We start from the raw sequence: 16,876 nt of genomic DNA on the forward strand, positions 1-16,876 counted from the left end.
GTGGAGTACGACGAGATCGATTGGTTGCGCCGTCAGGACCCTGCATGGCGGCTGCTCCGTGCCGACCATGCACCGCTGGTGCTGCGGTTCCTTGGCCAGGTGTTCGTTGATGACAACGTCAGGTCGATCTCGGGGGATCGGCTCGCTGAGCGTCTCGACGAGATGCTGTTCGCACTGAATGACCAGTACGGCGAGGGGACGTTCCCGAAGAGCGCCCGTGCCTACCTTGGTGACTGGGTAGATGCGGGCTGGCTACGCCGGTACTACCCGCCGGACTCCGACGAGGTTCACTTCGACGCAACCCCGGCGGTGGAACGCGCGCTGGCATGGGTACGCAGCCTGCAGGCACGCGAGTTCGTGGGAACAGAGTCCCGCCTCAACATCGCCGTGGACCTGCTACGGCAGATGGCCTTCGGCGCGGAGACTGACCCTGACGCACGCGTTGAGGTCCTGCAGCGACGCCGCGCGGAGGTCGACGCGGAGATAGCTCGGGTTCGCGCCGGTGACTTCACCGTGCTTGATGACGCCGCTCAGCGGGACCGTTATCAGCAGTTCGTGGCGACGGCGCGGAGCCTGCTCGGGGATCTGCGGGAGGTGGAGGCCAACTTTCGGGCCCTCGATCGGCGGGTGCGTGAGCGGATCGCGGCGTGGCAGGGATCCAAGGGCGAACTGCTCGATGAGATCGTCGGTAGTCGGCAGGCGATCTCCGGGTCCGATCAGGGTCGCAGCTTCGACGCGTTCTACGATTTCCTGCTCTCGCTACGCCGTCAGGAGGAGTTCACCGATCTGCTGGAACGGGTGCAGGCCCTCGACGCCATCGGCCATGTAGACCCACGCATGAACCGTGTGCAGTACGACTGGCTGGAGGCAGCCGGCCGGACACAGGCCACCGTGCGACTGTTGTCGGAGCAGCTTCGTCGGTTCCTTGACGATCAGGCGTGGCTGGAGAACCGCCGGGTCATGGACGTTCTCCGCAGCATTGAGGCACGCGCACTCGCTCTACGAGATGTGGACACGTCGAGGGTGAGGACGTCACTGGACGACACTCGGGTCGAGGTCGTGCTGCCAATGGAGCGGCCGCTGTACCAACCCCGTGCTCGGCACGCCGTCAACAGCACCAGCACCACCGCCCCCGCAGTCGACGTAGACATGTCGGCGCTGTTCCAGCAGGTGTATGTCGACCCCGCGCGTCTGGTGGCGGCAGTGCGCGACGTGCTTCGCGGAGCATCGCAGGCGTCGCTGCGGGACATCATCGGCGCTCACCCACCGACTGAAGGGCTCGCCGAGCTGGTGGGCTACCTGTCCCTGAATGACACCTCCTTCGAGGTGGTCTTCGACGAGTCACGCCGCGAGCCGATTACCTGGACCGATTCCGAGGGCAACCGCCGTACGGTCACCGCTCCGTCGGTGACGTTCGTCCGGGCGGGGGAGGGGAGAGCGAATGAACGCGCCGGACACACGGAGTGAGCCGTCGCTTTCCGTGGCGGTAACGCAGCTCATGAAGGGTGTGGTCTACCGAGACAGCCATGCGACGGCCTGGCAGCATTTGGCGGCGCTGCAGCCCCAAGTCCGTGATTACGTCGCTGTGCTCGGGCTGGTCGTCGTCATCGACGAGTCTGAGGGATACGCCTATCTGAAATCCCGGCCCGAGGATCCCGATCTCCCGCCTGTGCCGCGGCTGGTGCCGCGTCGGTCCCTGTCGTTCCACGTCAGCCTGTTGCTCGCCCTACTGCGCCGCAAGCTGGCCGAAGCCGACACCAGTGGTGTGGATCCCCGGCTCGTGCTGACCCGCCACCAGATCATCGAATTGCTGACGGTATTCATGCCCCCTGGCGCCAACGACGCCCGTCTGGTCGACCAGATCGACGCTCACCTGACGAAGGTCGTCGAGCTGGGATTCCTGCGCCGGACGAAGGACAAGGAGCCCAGCTTCGAGGTGCGCCGCATCCTAAAGGCGTTCGTCGATGCCCAGTGGCTGGCGGACTTCGACTCCCGCCTTGCGGAGTACGCCGCCGAACTCACCGAAGATGAGGAAGATGCTGCATGACCCGCCACGGCTACCGCCTGCACCGGTTGGAAGTCCGCAACTGGGGCACCTTTGATCAGCGGGTCTGGACCTTCCACCTCGACGGAGCCGACAGCCTCCTCACCGGCGACATCGGCTCTGGCAAGTCCACCCTTGTCGACGCAGTAACGACGCTGCTGCTACCAGCCAACAAGATCTCTTACAACAAGGCGGCCGGAGCGGAGACCCGCGAGCGGTCGCTGCGCTCCTACGTTCTCGGCTACTACAAGTCCGAGAGCAATGACGCCACCGGCACCTCCAAGCCGGTCGGATTGCGCAGCGGCAGTTGCTTTTCGGTGATCCTCGGCGTCTTCGCTGACGAGACGCAAGGAACGACAGTGACCCTCGCCCAAGTGTTCTGGCTGAACGATGCCAACACCGGCCAACCCGAGCGCTTCTACGTCACCGCCGGTACCTCCCTGTCGATCAGCGAAGACTTCCTCGACTTCGGCACGGAGATCTCCCAACTACGTCGACGGCTACGCCAACGCGGAGCCAAGATCGCCGATCACTTCCCTGAGTACGGCCAAGACTTCCGCCGGAGACTCGGCATCGCCTCCGAGCAGGCAATGGACCTGTTCCACCAGACCGTATCGATGAAGGCAGTCGGCAACCTCAACGACTTCGTCCGCAGCCACATGCTCGAACCCTTCGACGCCGCATCGGTGATCCGCCAGCTCATCGACCACTTTGACGACCTCAACCGCGCTCATGACGCGGTCCTGCGCGCCCGAGAACAGATCGCCGGGCTCACCCCGATTCTCGCGGCCTGCGACGCACACGACCAGCACGGCCAGACGCTGCAAACCCTCGACGCGCAACGCGCCGCCCTGCCGCACCTCGTCGCTCGCCGCAGCGCCGACCTCCTCGACGCACAGATCACGAAGTTGACCGACCAGCTCACCACAAACCGGACACTGCTCGACCAGGTGGACGGGGAGATCGGGGCCTTGGAAGAAGAACACCGCCGCGCCGACCTCGCACGAGAGGGCCTCGGCGGCGGACGCATCAGGGAACTCGAGCGACAGATCAAAGACGTCTCCGTAACCCGCGACCTGCGCAGGGACCGCATGACGGGCCTGAACGCACTGCTCGACGCAGTCGGACTCGCCCGCGTCGCCGACGCCGCCACCTTCGCGACCCGCCAGATGGCAGTCGCCGAGGAAATCCAGCGATATGACAGCGCGATCGCCGACCTTCACACCGCCGCCACCGACGCAGGCGTCCACGTCCGTGACCTGGAAAAGGACGCAGCCGAGATCAACGCCGAGCTGCGCAGCCTTAGCGGCCGACCGAGCAACATCCCACGCCACAACCTCGCCCTGCGGCAACGTCTCTGCGCTGGCCTCGACCTACCCGAAACCGAACTACCCTTCGTCGGCGAACTCGTCCAAGTCCGCGCCGAACACGTCGAGTGGGAAGGCGCCGCCGAACGCGTCCTGCGAGGCTTCGCGCTGTCGCTGCTCGTCCCCGATGAGCACTACCGGGCAGTCGCCGACTGGGTCGACGAACACCATCTGGACGGCCGACTCGTCTACTACCGGGTACCAGCCACCGTGCCTAAGACGGTCGAGACGCCGCCGCTCAACGCCGGCCTCCAACTGTTTGACACCCTCGACCTCAAAGACTCACCGCTCACCCCGTGGCTGCAACGGGAACTTCGCCACCGCGCGGCACACCAATGCGTCACCACCATGGTCGACTTCCGTCGCGCTCCCAAGGCGATCACCCGGACCGGCCAGCTTAAGGACCCTTCTGGACGCCACGAAAAAGACGACCGCAGACGCATCGACGACCGCAGCCAATACGTCCTGGGCTGGTCCAACGAGTCGAAGATCCACGCCCTCGTCGAACAGGGCCAACGAATCGACCGCCTCCTAGACGCCGCCCGCAAGACCGAGAGCGAGCTCGCCAGCAAGATCAAAGCCCGGAGCCAGCGGCTGGGCGAGCTCCACAAGATCACCGTCTACCAGGACTTCGCCGACCTCGACTGGGAAGCAGCCACCCACACGATAGAACGCCTGCAGGACGAGAAACGTCGCATCGAGTCCGGCACCCAAGGTATCGCCGAACTCACCGCCGAACTGGACCGCCTCACGCAACTGCTGCAGGGCGCGAGACGCCGTCGTGACGAGCACAGCAACAAGATCGTCCTCACCGAGAACGCGTTGAAAGCTGCCGAGTCTCGCCGCCAAGAGGCCGACGAGCTTCTCGACGACCCACGCCATGAAGCGGCAAGTGCCCACTTCCCGCAGCTCATGACGCTCATCCCGGTCCAACCGGTCACGCCCGAGGGCTGGGACCGCCTCCGCGAATCACTCATGACGACACTCGCGCGCCAGCGGGACGACGTCATGAAGAAGCAGAACCAGGAGAGCAACAAGGCGGTCGGCCTGATGACGGCCTTCCGCAGCACCTACCCCCTGGACACCGCGGAGATGGACGCCTCGCTCGCGGCCGCCGCCGAGTACCGCACCATGCACCAGCGCCTCGTCCACGATGACCTACCTCGCTTCGAAGCCGAGTTCAAGACCTACCTCAACACCAACGCCATCCGGGACATCGCCACCTTCCACTCCCAACTGCGTCAACAGGCCGCCCTCATCAAGAACCGCATCGCCACGATCAACGAATCCCTCGTCGGGATCGACTACAACCCAGGCCGCTACATCCGGCTCGACGGCAACCCGAGCCCGAACGTCGAGGTCCGCGAGTTCCGAACCGAGCTGCGCGCCTGCACGGACGACGCCCTCGGCCACGATGACTCCGAGCAATACTCGGAACGTAAATTCCTCCAGGTCAAAGCCCTCATCGAGCGCTTCCGCGGCCGGGAAGGCCAGACAGAGACCGACCGCGCCTGGACCAGACGCGTCACCGACGTCCGCAACTGGTTCACCTTTACAGCCACCGAGCGCTGGCGAGACGACGACACCGAATACGAAACCTACGCTGACTCCGGCGGCAAGTCCGGAGGGCAGAAAGAGAAGCTCGCCTACACCATCCTGGCCGCGTCCCTGGCCTACCAGTTTCGTCTCGACGCCGAGAACACCAGCACATTCCGGTTCGTCGTCATCGACGAAGCCTTCGGCCGTGGCTCCGACGACTCCACCCGCTTCGCGCTTGCCCTGTTCCAGCGTCTCGGCCTGCAACTGCTGATCGTCACACCCCTGCAGAAGATCCACGTCATCGAGCCATACGTATCCGCAGTCGGCTTCGTCGACAACCCCACCGACAACTTCTCCCGGCTGCAGACCCTGACCATCGACGAATACCACCGCCGGCGACAGGCCCACACCGGCGCCGACCCGGAGGCATAACCATGCCGCGCAGCCGCAGCAGCCAACGAGCCTCATGGGCCACCGTCGAGGACGTCATCGCCGTCTTGCGACGGCGCTGGGAACGCGGCGACTTCCTGCGCGACGTTGCCCACGGCACATCCCCAACACCGGTCGCCGTGCCGTTGAAAGGACCGACCGCCGCCGACACCGCCGACAACTTCGGGGATGTCCAACAGTGGGCCACCCGCTGGCGCGAAGTCGACGGCCGATCCCTGCGTGTCGAGTACCGCAGCGTAGGCGGACGGCTCATCGGCACCAACCAACTCCCGAACAAGGCATGGATAGACACGCCCGACGCCCTCTGGCGAACGCTCGGCGTCCAGGCCCAGGTCGACCGCTATCAAACCCTCCTCGACGTAACCCGCGCCGTCTCACCTCCGATAGCCGCGTGGGCCGCCGAGCGCCCGATGAAGCTCCTCACCCACGAACAGGACTGGATTCGCCTGCTCGACACGGTCGCGTGGATCGACCATCACGCCGATCCCGCCACCTACCTGCGACAGATCGACGTCCACGACGTCGACACCAAGTTCGTCGAGACCCGCCGCAGCATCCTCGCCGAGCTACTCGACCGACACCTCCCCGCTGATCGAGTCAACGTCGCTCACCCGCCGTCAGCCTTCGCTGAACGCTACGGACTACGGCCCAAGCCTCTGCTCGTTCGAATCCGCTTCCTCGACAACCACCACCGCCCCGTGCCGTACAGCGACCTCACCGTCCGCGCGAGCGAACTGGCGGCCACACCCCCGCCTGTGGCGACCGTCTATGTCGTCGAGAACGAAACCACCTTCCTCGCCTTCCCGCCCGTCCACGACGCTGCCGTCATCCTCGGCAGCGGCTACGCCGTCGCGAAACTTGAGCCCCTGACATGGCTCCGCGACCGCAACCTCATCTACTGGGGCGACATCGACACACACGGATTCGCCATCCTCGATCGGCTGCGCGCCGCCTTCTCACACACACGCTCAATTCTCATGGACCGCGAAACCCTGCTCACCCACCGCGCACACTGGGGTCGCGAACCGACGCCCACCCGCCGATCACTTCCGCAGCTTACGGAACAAGAGCGTGCACTTGTTGACGACCTCGTCAATGGCACATTCGCCCCGTCCCTCCGGCTAGAGCAGGAACACATCCGATACTCAGCGATAAGCGATGCCCTCAAGGCTTCGGCCGATTGATGTCCGGACAGTTCCCGGGCCTCGGGAGCCTCCTGCCCGGGTAGCCGAAAAAGAGTTCGATCTTGGCTGGGGGCGCTTCCGCCGCTCGCTACTGCCGGCGGCAGTAAATCAGTAACCCTGAGGGCCACCCGTTCACCGGCGGAGCCTTGTTGGGCCCGCCCTGGCGCCCCAGGCTTCGGCGCGCTTCTGATCCTGCTCACCACCCAGGGTGTCGCCCGACCGGCGGCACCACGACAGGCCGAGCCACTGGCCGAGCCCAAGGCTCCATAGCCCCTCCGTCATGGCCTCACCACCGCGCCGTCCCTGTTGCTACCGCGTGAACTCCAGCACTGACTCTGCCTGGCGGCGGCCCAATTCTTCCTGCCTCGACTGACTACGTTGCTGTTGTCTCTTCAGGCGCATTGAATCGGCTTCCTTCGGTAATTAATTGATGCTCACAGACGGCTCGCGCGTGTAGTGTTTACGCACCGTGAGGTGCTAGGCTTACCGCATGAGCACCCGTTTGTGTAACGGATGCTACATAGGAGAGTTCAGATTCCCCCCTCGGACACCAAATTGCAGCATCCATGCTGTGTTTCGCGTACTGGTGGTCAAGCACGCTTGATCACGCAAATCTGATCTCAGCGACACCCTCGATCGAGCCTGTCTTGAGCGGGGGCGGTTGTCCTGGCTGAGCGTTCTGTGGCTCCGGTCATTCCGCCCGTGGTGCTGGCTGACCGAGAGCAGGCTTCTCCTCGCCCGCGAGGTGGAGTTCCTCGCCGTCCTCCCTTGCCACTGCCGGTCCTGGCGTCGCCGCGCGCCGGCACGATGGTGTACGGCCTGGCTGCCATCGACCCCAGTGGCCGGATCGCCGACCGTACGGTCATCCGGGCCCTTGGATGGGGGCCGGGCACGCGGCTGCACATCCGTGAGGGCTCGGGAGTCATCGTCGTCCGGCTGGACCGGCAGGGCGTCTTCACCGTCACCGGCCAGGGCCACCTCCACCTGCCGGCGGCTGTCCGGCACTGGTGTGGGCTGACCGCCGGGGACGGGTGCTGCTGGCCGCCAGCCCTGCTGAAGGCCTGCTCGTGGTGCACCCTCCTGCCGCCTTGGACGCGATGGTCGTGGCGGTTCATGCAGACCTGCTGGGCGGTGGTCAGGCATGAGTGACACCACGGTGGGCCGGGCGGAGCCGGTACGAGCCGGGAACAGACCGTCGGCAAAGCCGGTGTGGCACTGCTCGATGCGCTTGGCGCCGGAGGACCGCGAGCGGGTGCTCACCGACGGCACCTGGGGGCGCATGGCCCGGGAGATGCTCACCGAAGCGGGACTCGCCACGGAAGCGGACGACCCGGGCCTGCGATGGGTGGTGGTGCGGCACAACGACGACCACATCCACGTCGTCGCCACACTTGTGCGCGAAGACGGCCGCACGAACTGGGCTTGCAACGACTACCGCAAGTGTGTGAAGGCCACCTACAACGTCGCCCGCCGCTACGGCCTGCGCAGGCAGGTGCCCCCGGCCGACCGCACCGCCCACCGGAGGCCACACCCGGTGGAGGTCGGCAAGGCCCGCCGCAAGGGTTGGAGCGACACCCCGCGCGACGAGTTGCGACGGCGGGTCCGCACCGCCGTCGCCGCCGCTGGCGCCGAGCTGGAGTTTTTCGACCGGCTGGCGGAGGCAGGGGTGCTGATCAGAGTGCGTCGCAGCACCGTCATCGCCGATGAGATCACCGGCTACGCCGTCGCCCTGCCTGGCGCGGGCACTGGTGACGGTCGACCCGTGTGGTTCTCCGGTGGGCGCCTCGCCCTCGACCTGACCCTGCCGAAGCTGCGCCGCCGGTGGGGCGACCCGCCGCCGGCCGTCGGCCTACCGTCGGGAGGTCGGGTCGCGGCCCGCGCCCAAGCCCTACGCGACGCCGTCGGCGTCACCCAGGTCGCGGCTGAAGAGATCCGCCGCAGCGCCCGCGAGGATCCCGCGGCCGCTCAGGCCGCCGCTACCGCTGCAGCCGACGTGCTCACCAGCCTGGCGTACGCGAGGGAAGGCAGCCTGCGTGGGCCGTTGCACCGGGCGGCGGAGGTGTTCGACCGCGCCGCACGCGACATGTACGCACGGACCGCGCGCACGACGTCCCGCTCGTACGAACTGAGGGCGATGTCGCGGCTGGTAGCGCTCATAGGTCGCATCGCCGCAGACGAGGACTCGGTCGCCGCGATGGCGCTGGTGCTCGACTGGCCCGGCTTGCCGACGCGCTTGAGTACCTCCGCACCGCTCAGCAGCGACTGCACCAGGCACAGGCAGCCCGGGACGCGGCCCGGCAACTCCGGACTCTCGCCACCGGCTGGCAGCGGTCGGTAACGGCACCGCTCACGGTGGCGGCAACGCCCGGCCCGACAGTGGACAGTGCCCGCCGCACACCGCGGCCCTGGTAACGGGAGGAGTCAGAATGATGCAACCACGGCACGATGATCCGGTCGACGAGGCCAGACAGAAGGCGATGCAGTTCTTCGGCGTTGTCTCTACCCTCAGCGAGGCCGTCGCCCGCTTTGCTGCGGTGGGCATCCAGCGCAAGGCCGCCGAGGCGGCACGGAGCTGGGGGTCGAACGGTCGACGGCGGGCACGTCCTCGGCCGTCTATGGTCGAACAGCCCACATCCCCGGAGGTAGCGTGATGGCCGAAGCCCAGCCTGCTTCGTATCGCCGTGCGGCGCTGTTCGTCGACTTCGAGAACGTGTACATCGGTTTGCGCAACTCGAGTCCCGACGCGGCTGCGGCGTTCGCCACGGACCCGGGCCGGTGGGTGCGGTGGATGGAGCAGGATCTCGGCCCGTTCCGGGTCGACGACGACGAAGTCCCGCGGGTGCTGCTACGTCGGATCTGTTATCTGGAGCCGAGCCATTCTGGCAGGTTCCGTTCATACTTCACTCGGGCCGGGTTCCGGGTCGTGGACTGCCCGTCGCTGACGAGCATGGGCAAGAACAGTGCCGACATCCACATGGTGCTCGACATCCTCGATACCCTGACCCACCCGACCCGGTTCGACGATTTCGTCGTCCTGTCGACCGACGCGGACTTCACCCCGGTGTTCATGCGGCTGCGGGAGCACGACAGGACGTCGGCGATGCTGGTGAGCGGGCCGACCGCTGCCGCGCTGCAGTCGGTGTGCGACTTCGCGATTCCGGACATCATGTTCATCGAGGAGGCCTTGGGCCTGAGTCCGTCGCAGGCCGGGGTGGACCAGGTTCGTACCCCCGTGCCGCAGCCACGCGCGACTGCTGCTGCGCCGTCCGACCGCGACAGTGACAGCGTGCGGAACCGCCTCGAGGCGGCGGTGCGGGAGCTTGTGGCGCAGTCGACGGCGCCGGTCGACCTCGCCTCCGCAGCGCACTACGTCCGCAAGGCCGTGGGACGGGAGGCGACGACGGACTGGGCCGGGGCGGGCGGGTTCAAGCAGTTCGTCGCGGCGATCCAGAGCGACACGCTGGTGCTGGAGCCGCGCCACCCCGGATGGCTGTTCGACCCGGCCAGGCATGAGCTGGTCCAGCCCGCGAGCGCGCCGGAGATCGCCGAACGGGTGAGCCGGGTCGTCGGAGCACCCTTGATTGGCACAGATGCCTATCGGGCCCTGTTCCGGTCGATCGCCGACGAGGGTCGCGCCAATCCCGCCTTGCCACAGGCGCAGGCGGAGGAGGTGATCCGTGAGGCGTGCGGCCGGCGGGGACACACGGTCACCAGGAGCGCGATCCACTTCGTGCTCATCGGCCTGAAGTACAGCGGGGTCGACTGGCGGGAAGCACGACACGACGCGGCGAGCCTCGCCTCGGAGTTCGCCGGTAACGTGCTGCGGCTGACGGTCAACGCTCGGATGGAGTTGACGGAGGCGGAGCGGGCCGCGGTGCGCGCGTGGATCCAGGACGAGCACTGAACCACGCTCAGCCCGCAGCCACTCATGAACTCCGACCAGATCCCGGTGCGCTGTCCTCGGCACGACCGCGCGCCGCCACCCTTGGACGGCGGCTGCGACCCGTGACGCGCGGTCAGCGGCATGAGTGACTGCGTCGGGCCAGTGACTAACGTCCCTGTCATGACAGCAGAAGCAGCGGGAACGTTTCGTCGGACGCAGATCGAGCGATCGGACCAGCGCGTCGCATGGGAGCGGACAGACCAGGCTTTCTTCGCTGCCGGGGCGTGTCATGTCCTCGCCTGGGTATGCCGAGAGTTCTACGCGGACCGGTCGATTGAGATGGCGGCGGTGCGCTTCGCTGGCGAGCGGCAGGTCTTCCACGTCTATGCGGTCTGGGACGGCTGGGCGTTCGACCACTCAGGCTGGCATCCCGAGCCGCAGTTGCTGGCGGTCAACACAGAGTTCGAAGGCCGCCCGCTGGAGCGGGTCAAGATCACGGTCAGTCTCGCTGAGTTCTGCGAGGAGCACCACTCCCGTATGCCGAACCAGTATTGGCGCGACCCGCTTCCTCGTGCTCGCGAGTACGTGAGCCGGTACATCCCACCGTGGGCGTAGCGCCTCCAGTGCTCGCCTGTTGGTGGAAGCAAGCGCGTCACCTGATCTCACTAACGGTCTGCTGCACCGATAGGTGACAGTCGTAGTCACGCGGCCTGACTGGCCGGTGGGGTCATGATGGTCTCGTACTCGATAGGGGTCAACCGGGACAGGGATCGTTGGCGTCGGCGGCGGTGGTAGGTCCGTTCGACCCAGGTCACGATCGCGGTCCTCAGCTGCTGCCGGGTCGTCCAGGTTCGGCGGTCGAGGACGTTGTTCTGCAGCAGGCCGACCGGCCGTGCCGCCCTTGCCCCGACGCTTGCGCTTGCTGAACGCGCTCCACCAGCCCATGCCAGAGCAGATTCTCCAAGCGGTGCGCTCGACCATCGGCTGGCCGGCAGCGCGGGCCTCGTCGGCCAGGAACCGGTACCCGAACTCCGGGTCGTCGCGATGGGCGTCGAAAAAAGTGTCCGTCCGATACGCCTCAGCCAGTTCGGCGTCGGTGACACGGTGGGCACGCCACCGGTAGTAGGGCTGACGAGCGATGTTCAGTACCCGGCACGTCACCGCCACGGGGATCCCGTCGGCGGCCAGCTCGCTCACGAGCGGGTAGAACCTTTTCCCGGCAGATGCGCCTGCGACAAGTAGGCAGCAGCCCGCCGCAGGACCTCGTTCTCCTGCTCCAACAACCTGATGCGCTTACGCGCCTCCCGCAGCTCCGCCGACTCGCTGCCGGCCGCCCCGCGGGCCGAGCCGGCGTCGACGTCGGCCTGGCGCAGCCACTTGAACAACGTCATCGGGTGCACCCCGAAGTCCTTCGCGATCTGCTCGACCGTCACGCCTGGCTCGCGGTCACGGGCCACCCGCACGACGTCATCGCGGAACTCTCGGGGATAGGGCTTGGGCACAGCGACATCCTTCCAGCCCGCCCGCAGGGCAAGCCATCTCAGATGTCATCTATCGGTGCAGCAGACCCCTCGTCGGTGCGTTGCTTGTTCCATACCCGTCGCCCGGTGTAGCGGGGTCAGCGCTGATCCACGCTTCGTTCGAAGCGGTGATCAGGTGCGATGGCCGGATCTCGGGACATCCGGACATCCGGTTCTTGGTTCGGTGGCAGCCGGGGTGTCGTGGGAACAGGAGGTGGATCGTCGTGAGCGGCGGCGTCTGCCGAGAAGGGCGACCAGCGGTGGTGACAGCGCGGAGTCGGCCGGCCAAGGATGCCGTTTCGTCGGGATCGCGCCCTGCCGCACACCGGATACGAGGCAGAGGCGGGGATCGCGCTGCCATGAGCCCGGTGCGCCGGGCTCGCTAGAGTGGTCGTATGAGCGATCACCCCGACCCTCACGCCGGATCGCCGGCGCTACTCGGCCTGTGTGGCGGTGACTGGTTGCCTGTAGCAGCAGGCGAGTCGGGAGCAGCAGTCTTTCGTAGCGCGGACGCCACCCGGTACGCCAAGTGCGTACCCGCTGCGGACGTAGCCGACCTGAAGGCCGAGCGCGACCGGATCGTCTGGGCGAGCGGTCAGGGCGTGCCGGGCGCTCGGGTGCTCGACTGGCATCTAGGTGACGCGGGCGCGTGCCTGGTAACGAGTGCCGTACCCGGCGTACCTGCCGATCAGGTGCCCGCTGAAGACCTGCGGGCCGCTTGGAAACGCATCGGGGACGCGGTCCGCCACCTGCACGAGGTGCCCGTATCACAGTGTCCATTCCGCCGGGACCTGGACACGATGGTCGCCGTGGCGCGCGACGTGGTCGCCCGTGACGCCGTCAACCCGGACTTCCTCCCCGTCGAGCAGCAGCAGACGCCCGGCACCGAGCTGCTAGCCCGCCTCACCCGGCAGATTCCGCGGCGACGGGAGCAGGAGGTCGCCGACACGGTCGTCTGCCACGGGGACCTATGCCTGCCCAACATCATCTTGGACCCGCAAACGCTGGACGTGGCGGGCTTCATCGACCTGGGTCGCCTCGGGCTGGCCGACCGCTACGCCGACCTGGCGCTGCTGCTCGCCAACGCGCGAGAGACATGGTTGGACGAGGAGCGGGCGCGGGCCGCGGACGCGGCGTTCGCCGAAAGCTATGGCATTGCCCTCGACCACGACCGCCTGCGCTTCTACCTCCATCTCGACCCGCTCACCTGGGGCTGAGCGGCCGTAGGGATCACCGGGCGGGCCAGACGCCCGACCGGCTGATCCGAACGGAACCGCCCTCAGCGTGATCTCGTCCGGGTGCGCGGGGGCCGTCTACCAGCGCATTCAGGAGCACGCCACGGTCGAGGATGGACGCCGGGTCTGTCGCGAGCCGCTCTGTCCGTGGATGATGGAGGAATTTCGCCTGGGCGGGCGCGACGTCAAAGGCAATACGTACCGCAGCGGTGAAAGAACTGGAACGTCGTGGTCTCGTGCATCGTCCCAATCCCAGGAGCGTCCTGCTGATTCTGGCAGATCGATCTTGTGGCTCGCCTCGCCGGAGGAACTCATCGCCATTACAGATATTGAATGGTCAGGTTGAGTCGTCGAGGGTCAGGCCGGTGTGGGTCAGGAAGCCGTCGAGTAGGTCAGGGCGGTATTGGATGCGCTTGAGTCGGTTGCGGATGATCGTCAGGAGGTGGTCGACGCCGTGGACGGCGAGGTTTCCGATGCTGCGTTTGAGGTGGGACCAGACCTGCTCGGTGGGGTTGAGGTCGGGGGCGTAGGCGGGCAGGCGGATCACGTTCAGCCAGTCTCGGGCGGCGATCATCTGCCGCATGGCGGCGCTGATGTGGGTGTTGAGGTTGTCCCAGACGAGCACGATCGGCCCGCCGAGTTGCTGGTGGGCGGCGTCGAGCAGGCTGATGTAGTCGCGTTCGCCGAAGCTGCGTCGTTCGTTCTTGCGGCCACGGTGGGTGATGGTGCGGTAGATCAGCCGGGGACGCTGGCCGGGTTTGTAGCAGGCCAGGCCGGCGATCGAGACTCGCCCGGATCCCTTGCCCGACACCGGGATCTGTGGAGTGTGGCCGCGTCGGCCCCAGGTGCGGGCCTTCGGTGGGCGCAGCGTCTGACCGGCCTCGTCCTCGAAGCAGATCCACGCCTGCCGCTGCGCCGCTACCGTTTTCCCGCCGGCCACACCTCCCGCCGCCACGTCGCGACCGCGGCCTCGTCGCGTTCGACGGGCCGATGCGACGGGACCTGCACCGACCAGCCGATGCGGTGCAGCAGGTACGACGTGCCGCGCAGCGTGTAGCGGGTACGGAACATCCGCGCGATCAGGTCCGACACCCGAGCCAGGGTCCACCGCTGATCATCACCGAAGCCGTGCGCCGCCGGCCCCTCGTCCAACGCGTCGGCCAGCCGCCGCAGCCGAGCCTCATCCAGCCGGCAGCGAGATCCACCAGGCCCTTTCGACGCGAGGGCGTCTTCGCCACCGTCCCGCCACCGCTTGCGCCACCCGTACACCGCAGTCTGCGACACCCGCAGCCTGGCCGCGACCTCCGGCACCGACACCCGTCGCAGCGAACCACCCCGCCGCCTGCCGCCGCACCGCCTCACGCTTGGCCCGCCCCCGCGCGGACAACCCACCTCCATCGGCATACCTCATCACCCCGGCCTACAACGATCACCGGCGAAGATCACGCCGACACGCCGAGCCACAGTGGACGAACTCGCCCCCGTAAAGATCTGTGGTGGGCGGTCGTCCTTCCGCCTCCCGCAGTCGGTGGAGCGCCGGCTGGCGCGCAGGCTGGGAGAAGGCCCAGAGTCAGCTGGATCTGCGAAGACCCTCGGTAATGGCCGCGCGCAGTTGCTCACCATATGCACCTGCCGGCAAGACATCGACATGCGCGGCCGCCTGCTCGAAGGCGGCGTGCGCGGCGGCCGTGTTGCCCAGCCGCTCGTTGGCCATCGCCACACCCACATGCAGCGAGGGGTAGAAGGCGGCGACCCTGTCATCGCCGACGGCGTCGGCATGCCGCAGCGCCTCCTGATTCCACCGCAGGATCTCCTCGGGGTCGTCCTGCTGCCGGGCCAGATAGTGCGCCGCGACGCACGCCTCGTAGTCGTCCGTACGCCGCGCCCAGGCCTGTTCGAACAACGCCTGCGCGTCAGCCGGCCGCCCCTCCGCCTCTGCCCGCATCCCGTCCTGGCACAGCTGCAGCACCTGATTACCAATATCCATCATCACTCCCACTGATCGCCGACTGGCTGGCCCGACGATCTTCGAGGCTCAACCAGGTCGAGGGTCAAGCAGGCGCGACAAAACGGACGCCTCGACGGGTGTCTTGAGCATTCAGCCCGGCCCACTCGACAACCACCCGACCGACACCGGCCTGGCCTTTCAACTCAGCTGAACCTAACCTTTCAAGATCTGTAGCCGTTCCGTCGGTCTCGGCCTTACCGTTCACACCGGTACGGAAAATCCGGGTCGCCGCATCGCCGCCGCGGTCTGAGGAAACGAACGACATCAATTCGACGGGTGTGGGCGCGGCGCCCGCCTCTTGCCTGCCGTGGTCCAGCATGTTCTACCTTGTACGTGACGCGAGCATTGTGGACCTTCGGGTCTCCTGCTAGGGTGCCCGGATGCAGGCCGCCCTGTATTTTCCGTTCATCAACGTTCCACCGACCGCTTGGTGGACTCGAACTCTGCTGTACTGGGATCGTGTCGGCACCATCGTTCCGCGGTCGTACTGGCATGATCCTGACAGGCTCGGCCGGTTCACCCTCGAGCTCGTTCGCGAGGGCTTAGTCGACCAGTTTCGCCCTGAATGGGCGGGCAGATCCCTCGGAGATAACTTCGCGCGCTATCTAGATCGGCTGGGCGCGGAGGAAATTGATGAACGCCGACGGCGCCTTCGTAATGGCCAAGTCGTCTTCGTTCACCGAGACAAGTGGCTCATGTACGCTTCAGGGCTGCGCGAGGTTCGGCAAATGGGTCTAGCCCTGGGCGGCGACCATTTCATGCATCGCGGCGATGAGTGGGTAGCGCTCGAGCAGTTGACGGCCAACGAGTTCATGGCTGCGCTCACATTGGCACTCTGTCAAAGGGCCAGCGCCGCTGGCGAGGGCTCCGGGAGGGGCGCAATGCCGACGGGGACCTGGGTGCCGACGACTGACTTGGTCGAAGCTGTCCAAGTTATGCTCTCCGGGCTTGAACCCAAAGCGGCGTGCGGTGAAAGTCGGAAAATGAATCTCCGGGTTCGAGGCGAGGTTGCCGCAGCAGAGATCCGAACGGAGTTGCTGAGCGAACTACTGCCGGTGCCGACCACCCCACTCGATGTTAACCAGATTGTCGCCTTCCGCAGAAGGCATGGCGACCTTCTGCCAAACCTTCGTCGGCACCTGGAGTCGAAGATCGACGAAGCGCTCACTGTTGAAGATGAAGTTCTCCGGTTCCGCCTGCTGGACCGCATAAGGGATGAACTGGAGGATCGAATTGCAGAAGCGGAAGCGTACCTGCGCGAGCTTCCATTGAAGTCCGTATCCCGATCCTCAATTCTCAAACTGTTGAAATTCGTGCCGTTCTTGAAGGATCCGATCGAAGCGGGCCAGGATGCTGCGGAGAGCTTCCGGTCCAATCCGAATTTCGAATCCGAACCGCTTGCGTACCTCGCCTTCGCGCGGGCCACTTTCGCGTCCGCGCGACGCTTCACTCCCAAGCAAGAGGGAGATGTTCCCTTCGTTGAAGCGATCTCGGGTATGGCTTGACCAGGTAAGCGCGAGGTGCAGGCACGCCTGGTAGCGCCAGAACGCCACCCGCGACACCGACCGCCGTCACGGTCGCCGCGAGATCCGCACTCTCAAGATCCTGACGATCTCCACCGCCGCGGCGCGCTGCGCACCGCCGGA

Annotated in this window: 14 protein-coding genes and 1 pseudogene; 10 read left to right on the forward strand and 5 right to left on the reverse strand. The window is 66.5% G+C overall.

Going from position 1 to position 16,876, the window contains the following annotated elements; all coding sequences use genetic code 11:
- The 8 genes from GA0070606_RS27050 to GA0070606_RS27085 all read left to right on the forward strand — a co-directional run bounded on the left by GA0070606_RS27050 (position 1) and on the right by GA0070606_RS27085 (position 11,082).
- Positions 1 to 1,467, forward strand: coding sequence for a DUF3375 domain-containing protein (locus GA0070606_RS27050; RefSeq protein ID WP_091108230.1), 1,467 nt, complete (start codon positions 1 to 3; stop codon positions 1,465 to 1,467).
- A complete protein-coding gene (locus GA0070606_RS27055; RefSeq protein WP_091105836.1) occupies positions 1,442 to 2,047 on the forward strand; it encodes a DUF4194 domain-containing protein in 606 nt (201 codons plus the stop codon). The genes GA0070606_RS27050 and GA0070606_RS27055 overlap by 26 nt, the downstream gene beginning before the upstream one ends.
- Positions 2,044 to 5,382, forward strand: a complete 3,339-nt coding sequence (locus tag GA0070606_RS27060; protein ID WP_091105839.1) for an ATP-binding protein — start codon at positions 2,044 to 2,046, stop codon at positions 5,380 to 5,382. The genes GA0070606_RS27055 and GA0070606_RS27060 overlap by 4 nt, the downstream gene beginning before the upstream one ends.
- A 2-nt stretch (positions 5,383 to 5,384) precedes the next feature.
- A complete protein-coding gene (locus GA0070606_RS27065) occupies positions 5,385 to 6,584 on the forward strand; it encodes a Wadjet anti-phage system protein JetD domain-containing protein (RefSeq protein ID WP_091105842.1) in 1,200 nt (399 codons plus the stop codon).
- A 768-nt stretch (positions 6,585 to 7,352) separates the two neighbouring features.
- Positions 7,353 to 7,733, forward strand: a complete 381-nt coding sequence (locus tag GA0070606_RS27070; RefSeq protein WP_218106062.1) for a hypothetical protein — start codon at positions 7,353 to 7,355, stop codon at positions 7,731 to 7,733.
- Positions 7,726 to 8,922 carry a relaxase/mobilization nuclease domain-containing protein gene (locus GA0070606_RS27075; protein ID WP_141721851.1) on the forward strand — a complete coding sequence of 399 codons (1,197 nt, stop codon included), beginning with the start codon at positions 7,726 to 7,728 and terminating at the stop codon, positions 8,920 to 8,922. Before GA0070606_RS27070 ends, GA0070606_RS27075 begins: the two co-directional genes overlap by 8 nt.
- Positions 8,923 to 9,234: 312 nt before the next feature.
- Positions 9,235 to 10,488 (forward strand): NYN domain-containing protein, encoded by a 1,254-nt coding sequence (locus GA0070606_RS27080; protein WP_091105847.1) that lies wholly within the window; start codon positions 9,235 to 9,237, stop codon positions 10,486 to 10,488.
- Between the two features lie 159 nt (positions 10,489 to 10,647).
- Entirely contained in the window at positions 10,648 to 11,082 is a 435-nt protein-coding gene (locus tag GA0070606_RS27085; RefSeq protein ID WP_091105849.1) for a hypothetical protein, read from the forward strand.
- An 86-nt stretch (positions 11,083 to 11,168) separates the two neighbouring features.
- On the opposite strand, the pseudogene GA0070606_RS27090 reads toward GA0070606_RS27085, so the two are convergent.
- Positions 11,169 to 11,969: pseudogene (locus GA0070606_RS27090) on the reverse strand (transposase).
- 413 nt (positions 11,970 to 12,382) lie between these two features.
- Between GA0070606_RS27090 and GA0070606_RS27095 the strand changes: the two are divergent.
- A complete protein-coding gene (locus tag GA0070606_RS27095; protein ID WP_091105852.1) occupies positions 12,383 to 13,204 on the forward strand; it encodes an APH(3'') family aminoglycoside O-phosphotransferase in 822 nt (273 codons plus the stop codon).
- A 355-nt stretch (positions 13,205 to 13,559) separates the two neighbouring features.
- Here the strand turns inward: GA0070606_RS27095 and GA0070606_RS27100 are convergent, their stop codons facing one another.
- From GA0070606_RS27100 to GA0070606_RS32210, 4 genes are all read right to left on the reverse strand, one after another.
- On the reverse strand, positions 13,560 to 14,177 hold the full coding sequence (locus GA0070606_RS27100) for a transposase (RefSeq protein WP_176737434.1): 618 nt from the start codon (positions 14,175 to 14,177) through the stop codon (positions 13,560 to 13,562).
- The gene (locus GA0070606_RS33790) at positions 14,141 to 14,626 is read right to left on the reverse strand and encodes a winged helix-turn-helix domain-containing protein (protein WP_342672176.1); all 486 of its coding nucleotides are present in this window, start codon (positions 14,624 to 14,626) and stop codon (positions 14,141 to 14,143) included. Before GA0070606_RS33790 ends, GA0070606_RS27100 begins: the two co-directional genes overlap by 37 nt.
- A gap of 166 nt (positions 14,627 to 14,792) precedes the next feature.
- Positions 14,793 to 15,209: a hypothetical protein gene (locus tag GA0070606_RS27110; RefSeq protein ID WP_245724823.1), complete on the reverse strand. Its 417-nt coding sequence runs from the start codon at positions 15,207 to 15,209 to the stop codon at positions 14,793 to 14,795.
- Between the two features lie 64 nt (positions 15,210 to 15,273).
- On the reverse strand, positions 15,274 to 15,549 hold the full coding sequence (locus GA0070606_RS32210; RefSeq protein ID WP_141721852.1) for a hypothetical protein: 276 nt from the start codon (positions 15,547 to 15,549) through the stop codon (positions 15,274 to 15,276).
- A gap of 61 nt (positions 15,550 to 15,610) precedes the next feature.
- Here GA0070606_RS32210 and GA0070606_RS27115 point away from each other — a divergent pair, with 61 nt between their 5' ends.
- Positions 15,611 to 16,735 (forward strand): hypothetical protein, encoded by a 1,125-nt coding sequence (locus GA0070606_RS27115; protein WP_141721854.1) that lies wholly within the window; start codon positions 15,611 to 15,613, stop codon positions 16,733 to 16,735.
- The last annotated feature ends 141 nt before the right edge of the window (positions 16,736 to 16,876 follow it).

Origin of the sequence: Micromonospora citrea (assembly GCF_900090315.1) — a bacterium.
Classification (GTDB): Bacteria; Actinomycetota; Actinomycetes; order Mycobacteriales; family Micromonosporaceae; genus Micromonospora; species Micromonospora citrea.

What these genes read in the sequence shown, in the direction of transcription:
- GA0070606_RS27055 (WP_091105836.1), top strand. Translation starts at nt 1,442, where the DNA reads ATGAACGCGCCGGACACACGGAGTGAGCCGTCGCTTTCCGTGGCGGTA.
- GA0070606_RS27060 (WP_091105839.1), top strand. Translation starts at nt 2,044, where the DNA reads ATGACCCGCCACGGCTACCGCCTGCACCGGTTGGAAGTCCGCAACTGG.
- GA0070606_RS27065 (WP_091105842.1), top strand. Translation starts at nt 5,385, where the DNA reads ATGCCGCGCAGCCGCAGCAGCCAACGAGCCTCATGGGCCACCGTCGAG.
- GA0070606_RS27075 (WP_141721851.1), top strand. Translation starts at nt 7,726, where the DNA reads ATGAGTGACACCACGGTGGGCCGGGCGGAGCCGGTACGAGCCGGGAAC.
- GA0070606_RS27080 (WP_091105847.1), top strand. Translation starts at nt 9,235, where the DNA reads ATGGCCGAAGCCCAGCCTGCTTCGTATCGCCGTGCGGCGCTGTTCGTC.
- GA0070606_RS27085 (WP_091105849.1), top strand. Translation starts at nt 10,648, where the DNA reads ATGACAGCAGAAGCAGCGGGAACGTTTCGTCGGACGCAGATCGAGCGA.
- GA0070606_RS27095 (WP_091105852.1), top strand. Translation starts at nt 12,383, where the DNA reads ATGAGCGATCACCCCGACCCTCACGCCGGATCGCCGGCGCTACTCGGC.
- GA0070606_RS33790 (WP_342672176.1), bottom strand. Translation starts at nt 14,626, where the DNA reads ATGCCGATGGAGGTGGGTTGTCCGCGCGGGGGCGGGCCAAGCGTGAGG.
- GA0070606_RS27110 (WP_245724823.1), bottom strand. Translation starts at nt 15,209, where the DNA reads ATGGATATTGGTAATCAGGTGCTGCAGCTGTGCCAGGACGGGATGCGG.
- GA0070606_RS32210 (WP_141721852.1), bottom strand. Translation starts at nt 15,549, where the DNA reads ATGCTGGACCACGGCAGGCAAGAGGCGGGCGCCGCGCCCACACCCGTC.
- GA0070606_RS27115 (WP_141721854.1), top strand. Translation starts at nt 15,611, where the DNA reads ATGCAGGCCGCCCTGTATTTTCCGTTCATCAACGTTCCACCGACCGCT.